The 14,722-nt window shown below is 57.6% G+C and carries 11 protein-coding genes and 1 tRNA gene; 3 read left to right on the top strand and 9 right to left on the bottom strand.

Features of this window, described 5'->3' with window-relative positions; translation table 11 throughout:
- Positions 1 to 80 precede the first annotated feature (80 nt).
- The 8 genes from JTM80_RS08420 to JTM80_RS08385 form a co-directional block, all read right to left on the bottom strand.
- A complete protein-coding gene (locus JTM80_RS08420; RefSeq protein ID WP_205370971.1) occupies positions 81 to 2,318 on the bottom strand; it encodes a polysaccharide biosynthesis tyrosine autokinase in 2,238 nt (745 codons plus the stop codon).
- A gap of 1,117 nt (positions 2,319 to 3,435) precedes the next feature.
- On the bottom strand, positions 3,436 to 3,762 hold the full coding sequence (locus JTM80_RS08415; RefSeq protein WP_172359107.1) for a heavy metal-binding domain-containing protein: 327 nt from the start codon (positions 3,760 to 3,762) through the stop codon (positions 3,436 to 3,438).
- Between the two features lie 68 nt (positions 3,763 to 3,830).
- On the bottom strand, positions 3,831 to 4,559 hold the full coding sequence (locus tag JTM80_RS08410; RefSeq protein ID WP_172358500.1) for an ABC transporter ATP-binding protein: 729 nt from the start codon (positions 4,557 to 4,559) through the stop codon (positions 3,831 to 3,833).
- A 77-nt stretch (positions 4,560 to 4,636) separates the two neighbouring features.
- A complete protein-coding gene (locus tag JTM80_RS08405) occupies positions 4,637 to 4,861 on the bottom strand; it encodes a ferredoxin family protein (protein ID WP_172358501.1) in 225 nt (74 codons plus the stop codon).
- Between the two features lie 294 nt (positions 4,862 to 5,155).
- The gene (locus JTM80_RS08400) at positions 5,156 to 6,400 is read right to left on the bottom strand and encodes an ATP phosphoribosyltransferase regulatory subunit (RefSeq protein ID WP_205370967.1); all 1,245 of its coding nucleotides are present in this window, start codon (positions 6,398 to 6,400) and stop codon (positions 5,156 to 5,158) included.
- Between the two features lie 60 nt (positions 6,401 to 6,460).
- Positions 6,461 to 7,498, bottom strand: a complete 1,038-nt coding sequence (locus JTM80_RS08395) for a J domain-containing protein (protein ID WP_172358503.1) — start codon at positions 7,496 to 7,498, stop codon at positions 6,461 to 6,463.
- A gap of 114 nt (positions 7,499 to 7,612) precedes the next feature.
- The gene (locus tag JTM80_RS08390) at positions 7,613 to 8,440 is read right to left on the bottom strand and encodes an inositol monophosphatase family protein (protein ID WP_172358504.1); all 828 of its coding nucleotides are present in this window, start codon (positions 8,438 to 8,440) and stop codon (positions 7,613 to 7,615) included.
- 168 nt (positions 8,441 to 8,608) lie between these two features.
- Positions 8,609 to 8,977: a 2Fe-2S iron-sulfur cluster-binding protein gene (locus tag JTM80_RS08385; protein ID WP_068510268.1), complete on the bottom strand. Its 369-nt coding sequence runs from the start codon at positions 8,975 to 8,977 to the stop codon at positions 8,609 to 8,611.
- 257 nt (positions 8,978 to 9,234) lie between these two features.
- On the opposite strand from JTM80_RS08385, the gene JTM80_RS08380 reads away from it, so the two are divergent.
- Positions 9,235 to 9,321: transfer RNA gene (locus JTM80_RS08380), tRNA-Ser, on the top strand.
- A gap of 231 nt (positions 9,322 to 9,552) precedes the next feature.
- Here JTM80_RS08380 and JTM80_RS08375 read toward each other — a convergent pair.
- Positions 9,553 to 11,694, bottom strand: a complete 2,142-nt coding sequence (locus JTM80_RS08375) for an EamA family transporter (RefSeq protein WP_225906800.1) — start codon at positions 11,692 to 11,694, stop codon at positions 9,553 to 9,555.
- Positions 11,695 to 11,945: 251 nt separating this feature from the next.
- On the opposite strand from JTM80_RS08375, the gene JTM80_RS08370 reads away from it, so the two are divergent.
- Together JTM80_RS08370 and coaBC are read left to right on the top strand one after the other, a co-directional pair.
- Positions 11,946 to 13,265 (top strand): four-carbon acid sugar kinase family protein, encoded by a 1,320-nt coding sequence (locus JTM80_RS08370; protein ID WP_172358505.1) that lies wholly within the window; start codon positions 11,946 to 11,948, stop codon positions 13,263 to 13,265.
- A 124-nt stretch (positions 13,266 to 13,389) separates the two neighbouring features.
- The gene (coaBC, locus tag JTM80_RS08365) at positions 13,390 to 14,601 is read left to right on the top strand and encodes a bifunctional phosphopantothenoylcysteine decarboxylase/phosphopantothenate--cysteine ligase CoaBC (RefSeq protein WP_172358506.1); all 1,212 of its coding nucleotides are present in this window, start codon (positions 13,390 to 13,392) and stop codon (positions 14,599 to 14,601) included.
- Positions 14,602 to 14,722 lie beyond the last annotated feature (121 nt).

Here is a 14,722-nt window from a genome sequence, read left to right as displayed (position 1 = left end):
AGGCAACCAGATAACTGGCTAGCAACATCCCGAAGAGCGTCTATCTCAATGAATCAGATAAGATAGACGCTTTTTCAACTTTATTGCGACTTTGCAGAGGAAGATCCAACTCCAGCGCCGATCTGGGTAGCTCCAGATAGAGCCGTAGAAGAAGTGCTGAAGTGGTACTGGCTGCCTGCATAGTAGAAGTAGCTATCAGGCTCATTGCGAACATCAACGCAGTTGAGTACCATGCCCAAAACTTGCTGACCAGACTGCTTCAGAAATTCCCTGGCTGCAAGGGCACGCGATGAATCGACAACTCCTGGGCGAACGACTAAAACCATGCCATCAGTCATCTTCCCAAGAACTGCTGCATCGGCGATGCCTGCAAGGGGAGGCGTGTCAAAGAGAACAAAGTCATACTCTTTGAGGAAGTCGTCAACCAGGGCGGCCATACGTTTGGAGTCTAATAGCGCAACTGGGTTAGGAGGTACAACGCCGCTGGGCAGGACATATAGATTCGGCATGACTTCCTGAATCACCGAATCGCTGGAAACCTGATCAACCAGGAGATTACTCAAGCCCGCAGCATTGACTAGATTCCAGGTATGGTGCTGTGCAGGTCGGCGCAGGTCAGCATCGACCAAAAGTACCTTGCGACCTAGCTGAGCCAGCGTTGCTGCCAGATTGGCCGCGATTTCGGATTTCCCTTCTTGAGCGACTGAGCTAGTAATGACGAACGATCGCACTGCTTTGTCAGAACTCAAAAACTTGAGATTGGCTTGCAGCATTTGGTAGGACGCAGCAATTGGAGACTGCGGCATATCCTGAACCACAACGCGGGGTGCAGGATGATCCAAAGCACCCAGGGCTGAACTGGACTTGCCAGATCGGGGAAAGACAGGAATCACGCCCAGGAGGGTATAGCCAAGGGCTTCTCTGGCCTCCTTCACGGTCTTGATTGAGCGATCAAATAGGTCGATGCTGAAGGCCGTCGCAACTCCTAAGAGCATTCCTGAGAGCGCGCCGGCAACCAGGAAAAGCTTCTTCTTGGAGGGAAGTGGCTCGTCGGGTATGGTAGCAGATGACACAACGCGGACATTGCCGACATTCTGGTTCTCTGCAACCTGAATTTCTTGGAGCCTGACCAATAGGGCTTCGTAGGTCGTTTGGGCAGCATTGAGGCGACGCTCTAGCTCACGCTGCTGCTGCTCTAGGCGAGGCAGTGCCCCTGCTCGTTGCCGATAAGCATTGCTGGCTTGTGCCAGAGTTTCTAGGCGAAGCACAATCCCCTGGCGCTGCACTTCCAGTCTGACTAGTTCACCAATCAAATCCTGCTGAAGTGCCCCTGCCTGGAGATCATTCCGAATGTTATTCCAGTCGGATCGAGCAACACTGACGGCTCGATTCCTTAATAGCTCTTCCAGGGATTGCACCCGGCGCTGGAGATTGGCGATCGCCGGGTGGTCTTCGGTGTAGCGAGTCCGCTCAACAGCCAATTCTTGCTGAGCCGCCTGCAACTGAGTCAGTGCTTCCTGGACACCGGCAGACTGGCTTAGAGCAGCAATTACGGTTGCTCGGCGGGGATCTGCGCCGACGCGCCCCTGCAACTGGGCAAGACGCGCAGAAGTGTCCGAGAGTTCAGCCCGCGCCTGGGTCACCTGATCTTCAAGCTTGGAGATGATATTGACAGCTTCTTGTGCCTCGCTTTCCAGCAACACTACCCCATTCTCTTCCTTAAAGCGACGCAGGTCAGAGTCGGCAGCCCTCACAGCAGCTTCGGTTTTGGGTAGCTCTTTGGCGATAAATTCTCGAGCGGCGGCTGCCTCAGCACGGTTCACCAGAACGTTGTTCTTGGTATAAACCTCGACCAAGCGGTTAATCACGGCTGCGGCCTGTTCAGGGTCGTCAGAAGCATAGGTGACTCGCAACAGATCGGTCGCTGGGATTGAGCGGGCAGTCAATTTGCTAACCACGTCTTTGACCAGCATGGGGTCCCCGTTTTCGTCGCGGAGGTCGAGCGACTGAATAACCTCAGAAACGATGGGAGCAGATTGGATAATTTGCGCCTGACTATCGACCGGGTTGCTCTGTAGGGTCAACCTTTCCAGTTCGCCCAGCCCTTCGCCCACGCCTGTCAGCCTTGAGGCGGCGCTCGACCGGACTTGAAGCAAGGTCTCGGCCTCGTAGGAAGGTTTTTGACGTAGGGCGATCGCCGTAGACAGCGCAGTAAGCGTCAGGAACACAGTGGTCGCTGGCAGCCAGCGCCGTTTCAACACGTTCCAATACTTCTGAAAATCTATTTCCTCGTAATAGTCTTGGGAAGCTAGAGACATAAAAAAGTACCTTCTACAAAGACCGAAGTTCTGACTAGAAACCGTCCCACTCCTAAATGTCCGCTGAGCGCAAAGTCACCTGCTGTCAGAGAGCATCTATTCCTCAGAAACCAGACATCAGGGGCGCGACACTCACCCTTTCGAGTCTGCTAGAGCTTGCCTAAAGCTCACCTGTAGATGCTCAGGAGACTGACTTTAACCAAGCCTCATCCAAGCCGTCCGGAAACTCTCACCCCACCTCTGAATATCCTCATAATTCATTGGCTTGTGGCAATTACGCTAGTAAAAATATCTATCTTTATCGCGTCTTAACAGTGCCTCCCTGGTTTTCTGAACTTCTAATAAAGCTCTAGTAAAGGCAGAGAAAAAACAGCTTAGGCTTTACGTTAAATTACAGAGTCAGCCAACCATTGAACCTGCCTAGATTCGACCTCTTTAAACTCAATCTCTTTAAATACAACTAATACTTCTTTAAGCTCTCTTTATTTCTCTTGCAATAGCAATCTTGAACGGTTTCAGGACTTGTGTACTTGCAACAAGTTTTCTGGGTTTTGAACGATTTCTCGCGGGCTGCGCTCGCGAGAAATCGTCCAACTGCGTAAGTCCTAGGTTTGCGAGAATAGCAGCAGATTGCGCTGGTGTCATAGCTGCATTCGGGCAGGTTAAGACATAGCCTAGAGAAATGCTGATGCGTCTTCCCCTGGCAATACAATGGCTAAACCTTGCAGCGATGACTTTCGGTAAAAAGTGATGCAGCCGATCGATCTGAATGGACTCAAGAACCTGACTGCCTGACACATCTCTGGAAACCCCTGATTTCTCGTAGGGGACGCTGGCCCAAAAGCTCCTCTGACCAAGCCCTCCGGCTCCAACTCAGGAGCTATGGGCTTCGATCCCAAGACAACGAATTTTCTGGGCTTTCGGGACTTGTGTCAGGCAACCAGCTCAAGAACACGATTGAAGGGGCGTGCAATCGAACCGTGTTTGCAGTTTGGCTCGCAACCTGCTAGATTCCCCAACTGCGCTCTGGGCAGTGGGTCGTCCTTGACAACGCGACGTTTCATCATGGGGGGGCGCGTTGCCAAATTGACTGAGGCCGCAGGCTGCTGGGCGTTAACTAGACGTAGCGGACGGCTGTGCCGCTGACGGCGACCATCAGCATACTGCCACCGTTGCTGATGGCGATGGTTTCGTAGTCGATATCAATGGCGATCACGGCGTTTGCACCCAAGCGCTCAGCCTGTTCCACCATTTCGCGCATAGCGGTGTCTTTGGCTTCGCGGAGCGATCGCTCGTAGGCGGCCGATCGCCCACCCACAATGTCGCGGATGCCCGCAAAGAAGTCCTTGAAGATATTCGCGCCCAAAATGGCCTCCCCGCTGACAATGCCGAGATGATCGACAATCTGGAGGTCACCGATTTGGCTGGCCGTAGTGAGCAGGATGCCGGGTTTCGGGGCCATGAGATTTCCTCCGCGAGAAGTTTTCAGACAGATAACGGTTGCAGATCGGTTCAGGACGCGGGGCGCACGCCGAGATAGAGTTCGCTGACACGAGGATTATTGAGCAGTTCGGGACCCGGTCCTTCGATGCGATCGCGCCCAGTATCCAGCACGTAACCCCGATGGGCCATTGCCAGGGCTTTGCGGGCATTTTGCTCCACCAGCATAATCGCCATGCCCATTTGGTTAATCTGCCGAATGCGCTCAAACACGTCATTCACCAGAATAGGCGAGAGCGCCGCCGACGGCTCATCCAAGATCAGCAGCTCCGGATCGAGCATCAGCGCCCGCCCCATCGCCAGCATTTGCCGTTCTCCACCCGATAGCGTTCCTGCCCGTTGTCGCCGCCGCTCAGCCAGCCTGGGGAATGCGTCAAAAATTTTCTGCTTCAGGTTTTGCACCGAGCCGGAGCGCGTGAACGCGCCCATCTCCAGGTTTTCCTCAATCGTCAGCGACGGAAACACATTGGCGATTTGCGGCACGTAGCACATGCCACGTTGCACAATCTGATCCGATTTCAGCCCAGTGATGTCTTCGTTGCGAAAGTGAATCCGACCGCTATGGGGCGTTAGCAGCCCAAAGATGGCCTTTGCTAGGGTCGATTTGCCTGCGCCGTTGGGGCCCACGACCACCACGATTTCGCCAGGGTATACACGAAAATTTACGCCCTGGAGAATATCGAGATCCTGGATGTAGCCTGCATAGACCGATTCGACGGTGAGCAAGGGAGCCGTGGACATGGGGCTTGTTTTTTTGTTTTCTTGGGGGTTAGCGTTTAAGACGCTGCAACGCAAACATCAAGGGAACCAGGGGAGAATCAAGGAGTTTCCTGGAGATCGGGCCTTTCTTCAGGCACGATTGCCCCTTCCACGGGGCACACTTGCAGACAAATGCCGCAGTCGATGCAGGTACTAAAGTCAATCCAGTACCATTCAGTTCCCTTGTTGTTTTTGCCGGGGCCAGGGTTGATGCAGGCAACAGGGCAGGCATCTACACAGTCAGCAACGCCTTCGCAGACGTGGGTCACAATCGTATGCGGCACAGTGTTCTCCTCTCAGACAGATCGCAGGCAGGTGGGCTTGAGGCTAGCATTTAGGTCTAACTGAGTGGCCCAATAGAATTACAATCTCGCCTTTATGATCTCGCTTTGGCTGATTCAGGGAATTCATCCCAGGTCATGAAAGCCAGATCTGGCAAGACTTTACAGCACCATTGTACAGGTTATTTCTCAGGCAGGACTTACGCACTTGCGATCAGCTTTGTGGGTTTTGGACACTTTCTCACGGGTTGCGCCCGCGAGAAAGTGTCCAACTGCGTAAGGCCTATCAGGTTGTTTTTAGGGCGATCGCCCCAATAGCGGCTCAACCTCTGGCGTGCCGTCGGCGGCGATCCAGGCGATTTGCCCAATGCGGCGATCGCGGGCATAGTGGCGGGTTGCCTCCAGGCTGTCGCGGGGCATCAGGTCTACCTCCACGCGCACCAGATGGGACGAGTCGCGGATCATCTGGGCATAGGCAAAGGCAGCGGCGATCGCCTCTGGAGTTTTGGGCACAACGAGCCAATCGCTGGGCGGCGTTTGGGCGGGCAGTTGCCCAGTGGGCAATAGGACTTGATGCAGGTCTTCGATGTTGAAGGTGAAGCCAATACCCGGGCAGGTCTGCTGCTGGGGATGATAAAGCGACAACAGTTGGTCATAGCGGCCGCCCTGCCCCAGCACCCGCTGGCCGCTGTCGCCGCTGCTGACGACTTCAAACACGATGCCCGTGTAATAGTCAAAGGTCTGCACCAGGCTGAGGTCTAGCACCAGATTGGGGGGCGAGCGGTGTTCGCGGCTAAAGCTGTCGTGCAGCAGTTCCAGCAAGGACTTGAGCGCGTTCACGGTATCGCGCTGCTGGTTGTCCAGATCCAGCGCAGACACCCGCTGAATCACGTCCGCAGGCCGGCCCCGCAGATCTAGCAGCAGCAGCGCCCGCTCCCGCAGGTCTGGGCTGAGGGGTAGAGACTCCAGTTGGAGTCGGTCGAGATAGGCGATCGCCCGTCGCACCGATTCTCGCACGGAGTCTGGAAACACCGAAAGGAGCGATCGCGTCAGCCCCGCCTCGCCCAGGATCAGGTGCCAGTCTGTCAGTCCCAAATTGGCAACGCAGTCACTCAGCAGCAGCAGCACCTCAGCATCCGCTGCGCTACCGCCTGCCCCCAGCAGTTCCACACCTGCCTGATAGAACTCGTGCTGGCTGCCCATGCCGCTGCGGGGCGATCGCCGAAAGACATTGGCATTGTAGTAGAGCCGCTGCGGATAGGTCATTCCGGCTAGGCGCGTGGCCGCAGCACGGGCAATGGAGGCCGTTAACTCTGGGCGCAGTCCCAGTTCTTCCTCGTCGCGATCCTGCACCAAAATCACAGTCGAACGCTGCACCGCGCCGCCTGCCATCAGCGTGTCGATTCGTTCCAGGGTCGAGGTAATGATGCGATGATAGCCCCAGCGGTGAAACACCTGCTGCACCCGATCCTCAATCCAGCGCTTCTGAGCCACGTCCAGCGGAAACAGATCCCTGGCTCCTGTGGGGGGTTGGTACACCATCGATGAATTTGTAATGAGTGGGTGATCGGCGGAACATCTGGGTCAACTCCCGGTTGCCGCCTATTTCTTCTTACCACCAAACAGACCAAACAACCCGCCGCCCGACTCAGGCTTGCCCTTGGGAGCAGGCTTGCCCTTGGGCGCAGGCTTGCCCGGCGTGGGCTTGGCGGCTTTGGCATCGGCTTTTGCAGCTTGGGCGTTCGCAGCGGCAAACGCAGGGTCCACTCGGCGCAACCCCTCCTCCGCTGCGGCATCTTTTGGATTTAGCTCCAGCGCCTTGCGGAAATGAATCTTGGCCATCGTGGGCTGGTTTGCCCGCAGATACACTGCCCCCAGTCGGCTGTGAATGCTGCCGTTCTTCGGGGCAATCTGGAGCGCATCCCGCAACTCTTTGACCGCGCTGGGATAATCTTGCTTGGTTTCAAACTCCTCCGCCCGTCGCAAATAGGAGGCCAAGACCGATTCCCGACTGGGCGGCGCTTTGGCGGCGGGAGGTGTCGGGGTCGGACGAGCGCCCGTAGCGGGGGTAGAGCTGGCTGCGGGGGTGGGGCTGGCTGCGGGGGTGCTGGCTGCCGCAGATTTTGCTGGACTGGTGGCGGGCGTGGGGAACTCGCCCTTGCCTGCCTTCCGCATTAAATACACCAGATTTAGCTCACTAATCTGCCCAGTGATCTCTTCAGTTTTATCCAGATGGGCGTATTGCTCGTCGGCCAGCCGCTTGATTGCCTGACGATAGGCACTGTCTAATTCACCGTAGGCGCTGGCCAGGCTGCGGGCCGCGTCACTTTGCAGCAAGATCGTTTCCTGCTGGTTCAGCGCCTGCTGCCCCTTCAGCTTCAGCACCACCAAATGCTCGTTGAACTTCTTTTCTTTTGAAAGCTCTTCGTAGGCTGGATTCACCAGCTTGGACAAAAACTCTGCCGCTCGTTTGCGATCCTCCTCTGACTCGCGACCTGAGCTATCTGGGTGGAGGCGCTGCGCCAGCCGCAGGTACTTTTTGCGAATGTCTTTTGGGTCAGCATCCACAGGTACACCCAGCACCGCGTGGTAATCTGAGCAACCCAAGCCAAACAAGCCCGATTCGAGGTTAAACGACATCAGCGCTTCTCAACTCATTCCCTAGCCAAAGTTCCCTCTAGTGTAGCTGCATTGCTCTCCAGGTGGGTCATGGTTTACCAGATGTTTGCAAGGAAATTGTTTGCAAGAAAACGGCTAAGCCTGCCAGGTGGCCGGGTCAAATTCTGGTAGGGGGCGAACGGTTTGCAAGGCCTGACTGAGGGCCGTGTGAACCCGTCCGTTGGTCGCCAGGATTCGCCCGCTGGCAAAGTCGAAAGGGCCACCGTCGTAGGCGGTCACCCGTCCGCCCGCTTCTTCCACTAGCACGATGCCCGCTGCCAAATCCCACGGACTCAGCCCCCGCTCCCAGTAGCCATCCAGTCGTCCGCAGGCGACATAGGCCAGATCGACCGAGGCAGAACCGCCCCGACGCACGCCCTGGGTGAGATGGGTCAGTTGGCAAAACTCGGCGTAGTTGGTGTCGATGGTTTCGCGGCGATCGTAGGCAAAGCCTGTGACCAGGAGGCTTTTTGACAGTTCCGCTGTGTGGGAAACGCGAATGGGCTGGCGATCGCGCGTTGCCCCCAGTCCTTTCGCCGCCCGAAACAGTTCGTTAAAGAAAGGGCAATAGACCACGCCGACCTGCGGCTGTCCCTGGATCAGTAGCCCAATGGAGACTGAATACATGGGGTATTGATGGGCATAGTTGGTCGTGCCGTCCAGCGGGTCGATCGCCCAGAGAAACTCGCTTTCGCTCAGGCCGACGTTTCCCGACTCTTCCGCCAGAATGCCGTGATTCGGAAAATGCCGCGTCAAAATCTCCAGCACCACCGCCTCCGAAGCCTTGTCTGCCTCGGTCAACAGGTCGCCGGGTCGCCCCTTTTCCTGCACCGAATCCAGCTTGCCCCAGTAGCTTTGGAGGACGGCTCCGGCTGCGAGGGCGGCTTCGGTGGCGATGTCGAGAAACAGTTGGAGGTCAGGCATGTTGGAGATTAGGAATTGAAAGGGCAGGGGGTCAGCGCTGGCTTCAAAACTAGCCGAAAGCGCCGAACCGAAAGAGCCGAACCGAAAGAGCCGAAAGAGCCGAAAGCACGAATGTTTCGAGTTTTTCGAGGGTGTCAGGCTAGCACAGCAGGCGTTGCAAGCCAGACCCTAGTCCTCCTCTAGCGGCAGGGCGCGGCGGACGCGACCTTTGCCAAAGTAGCGACCGAACTGGAGTTCATAGACCTCATCTTCATCCTGGGTTTCCACTTCCAGATCGGTGAGGGGATAGCTGACGCAGAGGAGCGCGTAGCCCTGGGCGCGGAGTTCGGGCGACAGGCCCATTGCTTCGGGCTGGTAGATATCGCCCGATCGCACGCGGACGGCGCAGGTGGTGCAGGCTCCGTTGCGGCAGGCAAAGGGCAGACGTACGCCTTGCTGTTCGGCGGTGTGCAGGATGTAGCGATCTTCAGGCACTTCGACGGTGTGCTGGGTGCCAGTCTGGCGATCGCAGATGTGAACCGTATGGGAACGAGGCATATTGGGTGATGGAAGTAGGACGCGACTGCCTTGGAGATCATACGGCGATCGCCCCCTCCTTGCCAAAGATTCGGGTAGGGATTGGGTCGCAGGAATCAGGCAGTTCGTCGGGTTAGAATCATGTTTCGGGATTAACTGGTGCCAAGGTCTGGTAATATAGAGATTCTGTGGATGAATTCTCCATTCATCACTGGCGGCCGTTGGGCTGAAAATTATGTTGAGACTTGGCAGCAAGTAAGCCGAATCAGCAAGCGTATGGAGAGATGGCCGAGTGGTTGAAGGCGCAGCACTGGAAATGCTGTTTAGGGGTAACTCTAACGAGGGTTCGAATCCCTCTCTCTCCGTTCTCCGTGGTTGAATCCGAATTACTCGGCCTCAGAGCTAATTTATGAAGCAAATCTTAAGAAGCCTGAAACTCTTGGCATGTGTGGCTTTGAGGTCATGCTTGCCCAGGAAAAGCGGTTTCTCGGAAATCCTTGATTAACAAGGCTTTCAGGCTCCTTTACAAATTAGCTCTCAGTCCTTAATTCTTTGGCTATTTGGGCTTCTGGCATCTGGCTTCCTGCCGCTGAGCGCTACTTCGCAGCGGAGGTGGTTTTATTCTGCATCCGCATCCGCTCGAAGCTGAGGCCCAGCACGCCCAGCGTCACGACCACAATGCCAATCCACTGCACAGGCTGAAGCTGGGTGCGTTCGCTCGGCGTAATCAGATAGGCCAGCAGCGCCGTCACCACCGGGCCGCTGGCAGAAATAATCGAGGCGCGGGCGGCCCCCAGCAGGCGCACACCCAGGTTATTGAGCAGATACCCCAGCAGCGTGAGCGTGCCCAGCACCAGCCCGCCCAGCAGCAGCCCCATCAGATGATCCGGCGGCTCCTCAACGCCCATCATCAGCAGCATGATATTCGCCAGCACAAAGATCGTGAAGAACTGCACGACACTGACGGGCACTGGATGGAGCTTTTTGCCAAAGCTGATCTGCATCGTAATCAGGTACAGCGCGAAAAAGATGCCCGACAAAATGGCAAAGAAAATGCCATTGGTGGACACGTTGGTAGCCTGCATCAACCGAGGCAGCGCCGTCAGCACGACCCCCGACAAAATCCCAAACAACACCACCCACCGCAGCGGCGTGGGGCGATCGCGGAATAGCAGCCACGCCAGCGGCACTAGGATCAGCGGATACATGAACAAAATCGTCACGGCGACCCCTGGCCCCGTCGCGGCGATCGCAATGTAGATAAACACCTGCGAGAGAAACAGACAGGCTCCGCTACCCACAACATAGCCTTGCAGAGCGCGATCGCGGCTCAGGGCAAAGCTGCGAATATCGCGCCAGGCGTTGGGATAGAGCCAGCGGGCGATCGCCACCATCACAGGCACCACCACCACCATCCGCAGCCACAACACCAGCAGCGAGTCGTTGAAGCTGTCCAGCGTGATCGAGCGCGGCAGGCTAAATAGCCCAAAAATACTAGTCTGTCCGCCGATGATGCCCACCACCACGTTGTGTAGAGACAGGGCAAGCGTTGAGAGCAAAATTAGCACCAGCCCCACCTGCGGCTGTGCCAGATTGGGCAGTCCGCCTGCGGGAGAACCAGACGCGGGCGATTCGCGTAGCGATCCCTTTGAAAATCGCCCAGCAGCTCGTCCAGAAAGTCGTCGGGGCGCTCTGCCCTGTTGCCAGACCCAGTAGGACAGCCCCGCCGCCAGCGTCAACAGCAGCAGCGGCATGGTTCCCACCGACAGTCCCGTGCCGCCGCCCAGCAGCGCCGCAATCAGCTTGCCCAGCATGGCCACACCCGCCAAAATCAGCAGCCCTGCCAGCACAATCCCTGCCAGCGTCGAGACGCTAAAGGAACTTGACGAAACGGTAACCGTTGGCGTGGGCCGGGGAGTCGGCGCAGTCGGGGGAGAACCGTTATCAAGCGATACAGGATCAGGCGATACATTCAGCGGCGCTGGCGGCTCGAACCCTCGCCTAGCATAACCATTCGGAGCAGACTCGCCACCCGTAGCCGTCGAGCCGCTGGGGGATGGAGCGGGTGGACTGAACAGGCTCGGTTCTGGCAAGCCTGGGCGGGCAGGCGGCGCAACGGGTTCCGACGTGAGCGTGGAATAGGCAGCAGGCTGGCTCGGCGAAACGGTTCCCACGGCTTGAAGCTGCTGATTCAGGCGGCTGACTAGGGCCTCAAGCAGCGCCTCGCCTTGCTGCTCCAGGGTTTGCATCCGGTCGATTTGCTGCAACAGCCCGCTGTGATAGACATTTAAGTCGCTTTGCAGTGAGGCTAGCGTTTGGCTCAGCGTCGCGTCGAGCAGGGACAAGGCCTGCTGCGAGTTAGCAGATTGGGCAGCAGGCGGCAAGTTGGGGGCGGCCGCCTCGCCCGGAAGCTGGCTAAGCCGTTGAGCCAGCAGGTTATAGAGATAGCCCGCCATTGTTTGGGCAAGCTGCTTGGCCCAGAGTTTTTGCTGAGCGATCTGCTGCTGGGTCAAGAAAATCTGGTGCTGGCTTTGCAGGGTTTGCTGCTGGCTTTGCAGCTTTTCAATTTCGTTTTGCAGGCGCGATCGCTCTGCCTGGAGACGCGAAATATCCTGACTCAGGCTAGACACCACATCCTGCTGGAGCGATCGCAAATCCTGCGTCACGTCCTGCAAAATCTGTTCCACCCCTTTGGAATGAGGCGTTCCGTTTCCAGGGTTGGTCTCGGTGTTTGACATTTTGCTGCCCTGATCAGGCTGATGTTCCAATTCCCCCATCGGTTTGCGACCCCAGGCTTGGTAAGATGGCGGCTACGATGCACTGCCCTGCTCTCAGAGGTTAGCCCAAATTTTACGAAAGTGCTGTAAAAAGGGGCGATCGCTCTGGAGAAATGCGTATGAATTCGGCCTGATTGAGTGTACCCGCAGCAGGGCGATCGCGCACCAAAATCTGAGAAAATCATCCCCTGACCCCAAATTTCCAATCCCCCATGCAGCCCAAGATCATCGTCCTCGACGACGACCCCACCGGGTCGCAAACGGTTCACTCCTGCCTGCTGCTGACGCGATGGGACGTAGACACGCTGAGGCTGGGGCTGGCGGACGAGTCGCCCATTTTCTTTGTGCTAACCAACACCCGCGCCCTGACACCGACCCAAGCGGATGCGGTGACGCGGGAGGTGTGTCGCAATCTAAAACAGGCGATCGCCCTAGAGGGCCTTCAGGATTTTCTCATCGTCAGCCGTTCGGACTCGACGCTGCGCGGGCATTATCCCGTGGAAACCGATGCGATCGCCGAAGTGTTGGGCCCCTTCGATGCCCACTTCCTTACGCCTGCTTTTTTCGAGGGCGGCCGCTTCACCCGCGACAGCGTTCACTATCTGGTCATCAACGGCGTGCCCACTCCCGTTCACGAAACGGAATTTGCCCGCGATTCGGTGTTTGCCTATCACCACAGCTACCTGCCCGATTACGTCGAAGAAAAGACCCAGGGGCGGATTGCCGCCGAACAGGTCGAGCGGTTCTTGCTGGCGGACGTGCGGGCGGGCGTGGCGGCGCGGCTGCTGGCGCTGAGCGGAAACACCTGCGGCGTGGTGGATGCCGAAACCCAGGACGACTTGAACCGCTTTGCGGCAGATGTGCTGGCGGCTGCCTCCCAGGGCAAACGCTTCCTGTTTCGCAGCGCGGCCAGTTTGCTGACGGCCCTGGCCAACCTGCCGCCCCAGCCCGTTGCCCCGGCAGACATGGCAACCTACGTGCGCGACGGCAAACCCGGCGCAATCATCGTTGGCTCCCATGTGAAAAAAACGACAGAGCAGCTTGAGGTGTTGCTGCAAGCGCCGGGAGTTGTGCCCGTCGAGGTGGATGTCGCCAAGTTATTGCCCGATTCCCCAATGTCCCGCGACGTGCTGCTGGCCAACCTGCTGCACCAAGTTCACGCAGCCCACACAGCAGGACAGACCCCCGTTGTGTTCACCAGTCGCCAAGAGTTGACCTTCGCCGACGCGCAGACCCGGCTAGACTTTGGCATGGCGGTGTCGCGGCTGCTGATGGACATTGTACGGGGGCTGCCCGCCGACGTGGGCTTCTTGATCAGCAAGGGCGGCATCACCTCCAACGACACGCTGAGCGACGGCCTTGCCCTCACTAGCGCCCGCCTCCTAGGCCAGATTCTCCCCGGTGTGTCCGTAGTTCGCACCCCGCCCGACCATCCCCAGTTTCCCAATCTGCCCGTGGTGCTGTTTCCCGGCAACGTGGGCGATCGCACCGCCGTCGCCCAAGCCTATCAGCGGCTATCTCAAGCCTCCTGAGTGCCACCATCTCCTGAGTGCCACGATGAATCAACGCGCTGGAAGCTCTCCAACCGCCTGACGAGTTGCCCAAAACCGCAAATCCAAAATCCAAAATCGCAAATCCAAAATCCAAAATCGATAGATGGACGCTCCCAAAATTCTCATTGGCATAGGCGGCGGCATTGCAGCCTACAAAGTGTGCGAGGTGGTGTCCACGCTGGCAAAATCTGGCGCGGCGGTGCGCGTGGTGCTGACGGACGGCGCACAGCAGTTTGTGACACCGCTTACTTTTGCAACCTTGGCCCGCCATGCCGCCTACACCGATGCCGACTTTTGGCAGCCCAGCCACGGACGACCCTTGCATATCGAACTAGGCGAATGGGCCGATGTGATGCTGATTGCGCCACTGACGGCCAACACGCTGGGCAAGCTAGCCTACGGACTGGCGGACAATTTGCTCACCAACACGGTGCTGGCCTCGACCTGTCCCGTGCTGCTAGCTCCGGCAATGAATACCGACATGTGGGAGCAGCCGTCTGTGCAGCGCAACTGGCGCTTGGTGCAGGAAGACTCACGATTTCACACGGCGGGGCCAGGGGCAGGAAGACTGGCGTGCGATCGCTTAGGTGCGGGGCGCATGGCGGAACCCCCCGATCTGGTCGCTCAGTTGGAATCGCTGCGGCATACCCAGGGACAGCGCGACCTGGCAGGAAAGCAGGTGCTAATCAACACGGGCGGCACGCGGGAATTTCTTGATCCGGTGCGGTTTATCGGCAATCCCTCGACGGGAAAAATGGGGCTGGCGCTGGCCCAAGCGGCTCAGCATCGGGGCGCAACGGTGACGCTGGTGCATGGGCCAATGAGCGCGGATTTGCTGAAGCTAGATGCGGGCGATCGCCGCATTGCCGTCACCAGCGCCGCCGAAATGCACCAGGTCATGCTGCAAGAACTGCCCACCGCCGACTGGATTCTGCTGTCTGCCGCCGTTGCCGATGTGCAGCCCGCCACCACCTATCCCCACAAACTGCCCAAAGCCGACTTGCCCGCTGCCCTGCCCCTGGTTCCCGCGCCCGACATCGCCGCCGACCTGGGCCAGCGCAAACAGCCCAGCCAGCGATTGATTGGGTTCGCCGCGCAAACGGGTGACATCGTAACCCCAGCGGTCGAAAAACTGGAGCGCAAGCGGTTAGATGCGATCGTCGCTAACCCCATCGATCTGCCAGATAGCGGCTTTGGCAGCGACCACAATCAGGCCGTGTTTCTGGATAAGACGGGCAGAAAAAGGGCGATCGCGCCATGCAGCAAACTCCTAATGGCGCATCGGCTCTACGACTTTGTGCAAAGCATAGAGTAACCAAATGATGGCTCGACGAAACAGCAGACGAGAAACGCCAACTCACCCATCCCGTCTAGCGCTATCGCCTCATTCCAGCCCCATAACAGTTCCACATCCGTCCCATAAATGAGACATAAAT

The organism is Thermoleptolyngbya sp. PKUAC-SCTB121 (assembly GCF_016919485.1).
GTDB classification, from domain to species: domain Bacteria; phylum Cyanobacteriota; class Cyanobacteriia; order Elainellales; family Elainellaceae; genus Thermoleptolyngbya; species Thermoleptolyngbya sichuanensis.
Note: the sequence above shows the minus strand (reverse complement) of the source record. Positions and strands in the feature narration are given on the sequence as shown.

What these genes read in the sequence shown, in the direction of transcription:
- JTM80_RS08370 (WP_172358505.1), top strand. Translation starts at nt 11,946, where the DNA reads ATGCAGCCCAAGATCATCGTCCTCGACGACGACCCCACCGGGTCGCAA.
- JTM80_RS08400 (WP_205370967.1), bottom strand. Translation starts at nt 6,400, where the DNA reads ATGGTGTACCAACCCCCCACAGGAGCCAGGGATCTGTTTCCGCTGGAC.
- JTM80_RS08420 (WP_205370971.1), bottom strand. Translation starts at nt 2,318, where the DNA reads ATGTCTCTAGCTTCCCAAGACTATTACGAGGAAATAGATTTTCAGAAG.
- JTM80_RS08410 (WP_172358500.1), bottom strand. Translation starts at nt 4,559, where the DNA reads ATGTCCACGGCTCCCTTGCTCACCGTCGAATCGGTCTATGCAGGCTAC.
- JTM80_RS08390 (WP_172358504.1), bottom strand. Translation starts at nt 8,440, where the DNA reads ATGCCTGACCTCCAACTGTTTCTCGACATCGCCACCGAAGCCGCCCTC.
- JTM80_RS08385 (WP_068510268.1), bottom strand. Translation starts at nt 8,977, where the DNA reads ATGCCTCGTTCCCATACGGTTCACATCTGCGATCGCCAGACTGGCACC.
- coaBC (WP_172358506.1), top strand. Translation starts at nt 13,390, where the DNA reads ATGGACGCTCCCAAAATTCTCATTGGCATAGGCGGCGGCATTGCAGCC.
- JTM80_RS08375 (WP_225906800.1), bottom strand. Translation starts at nt 11,694, where the DNA reads ATGTCAAACACCGAGACCAACCCTGGAAACGGAACGCCTCATTCCAAA.
- JTM80_RS08395 (WP_172358503.1), bottom strand. Translation starts at nt 7,498, where the DNA reads ATGTCGTTTAACCTCGAATCGGGCTTGTTTGGCTTGGGTTGCTCAGAT.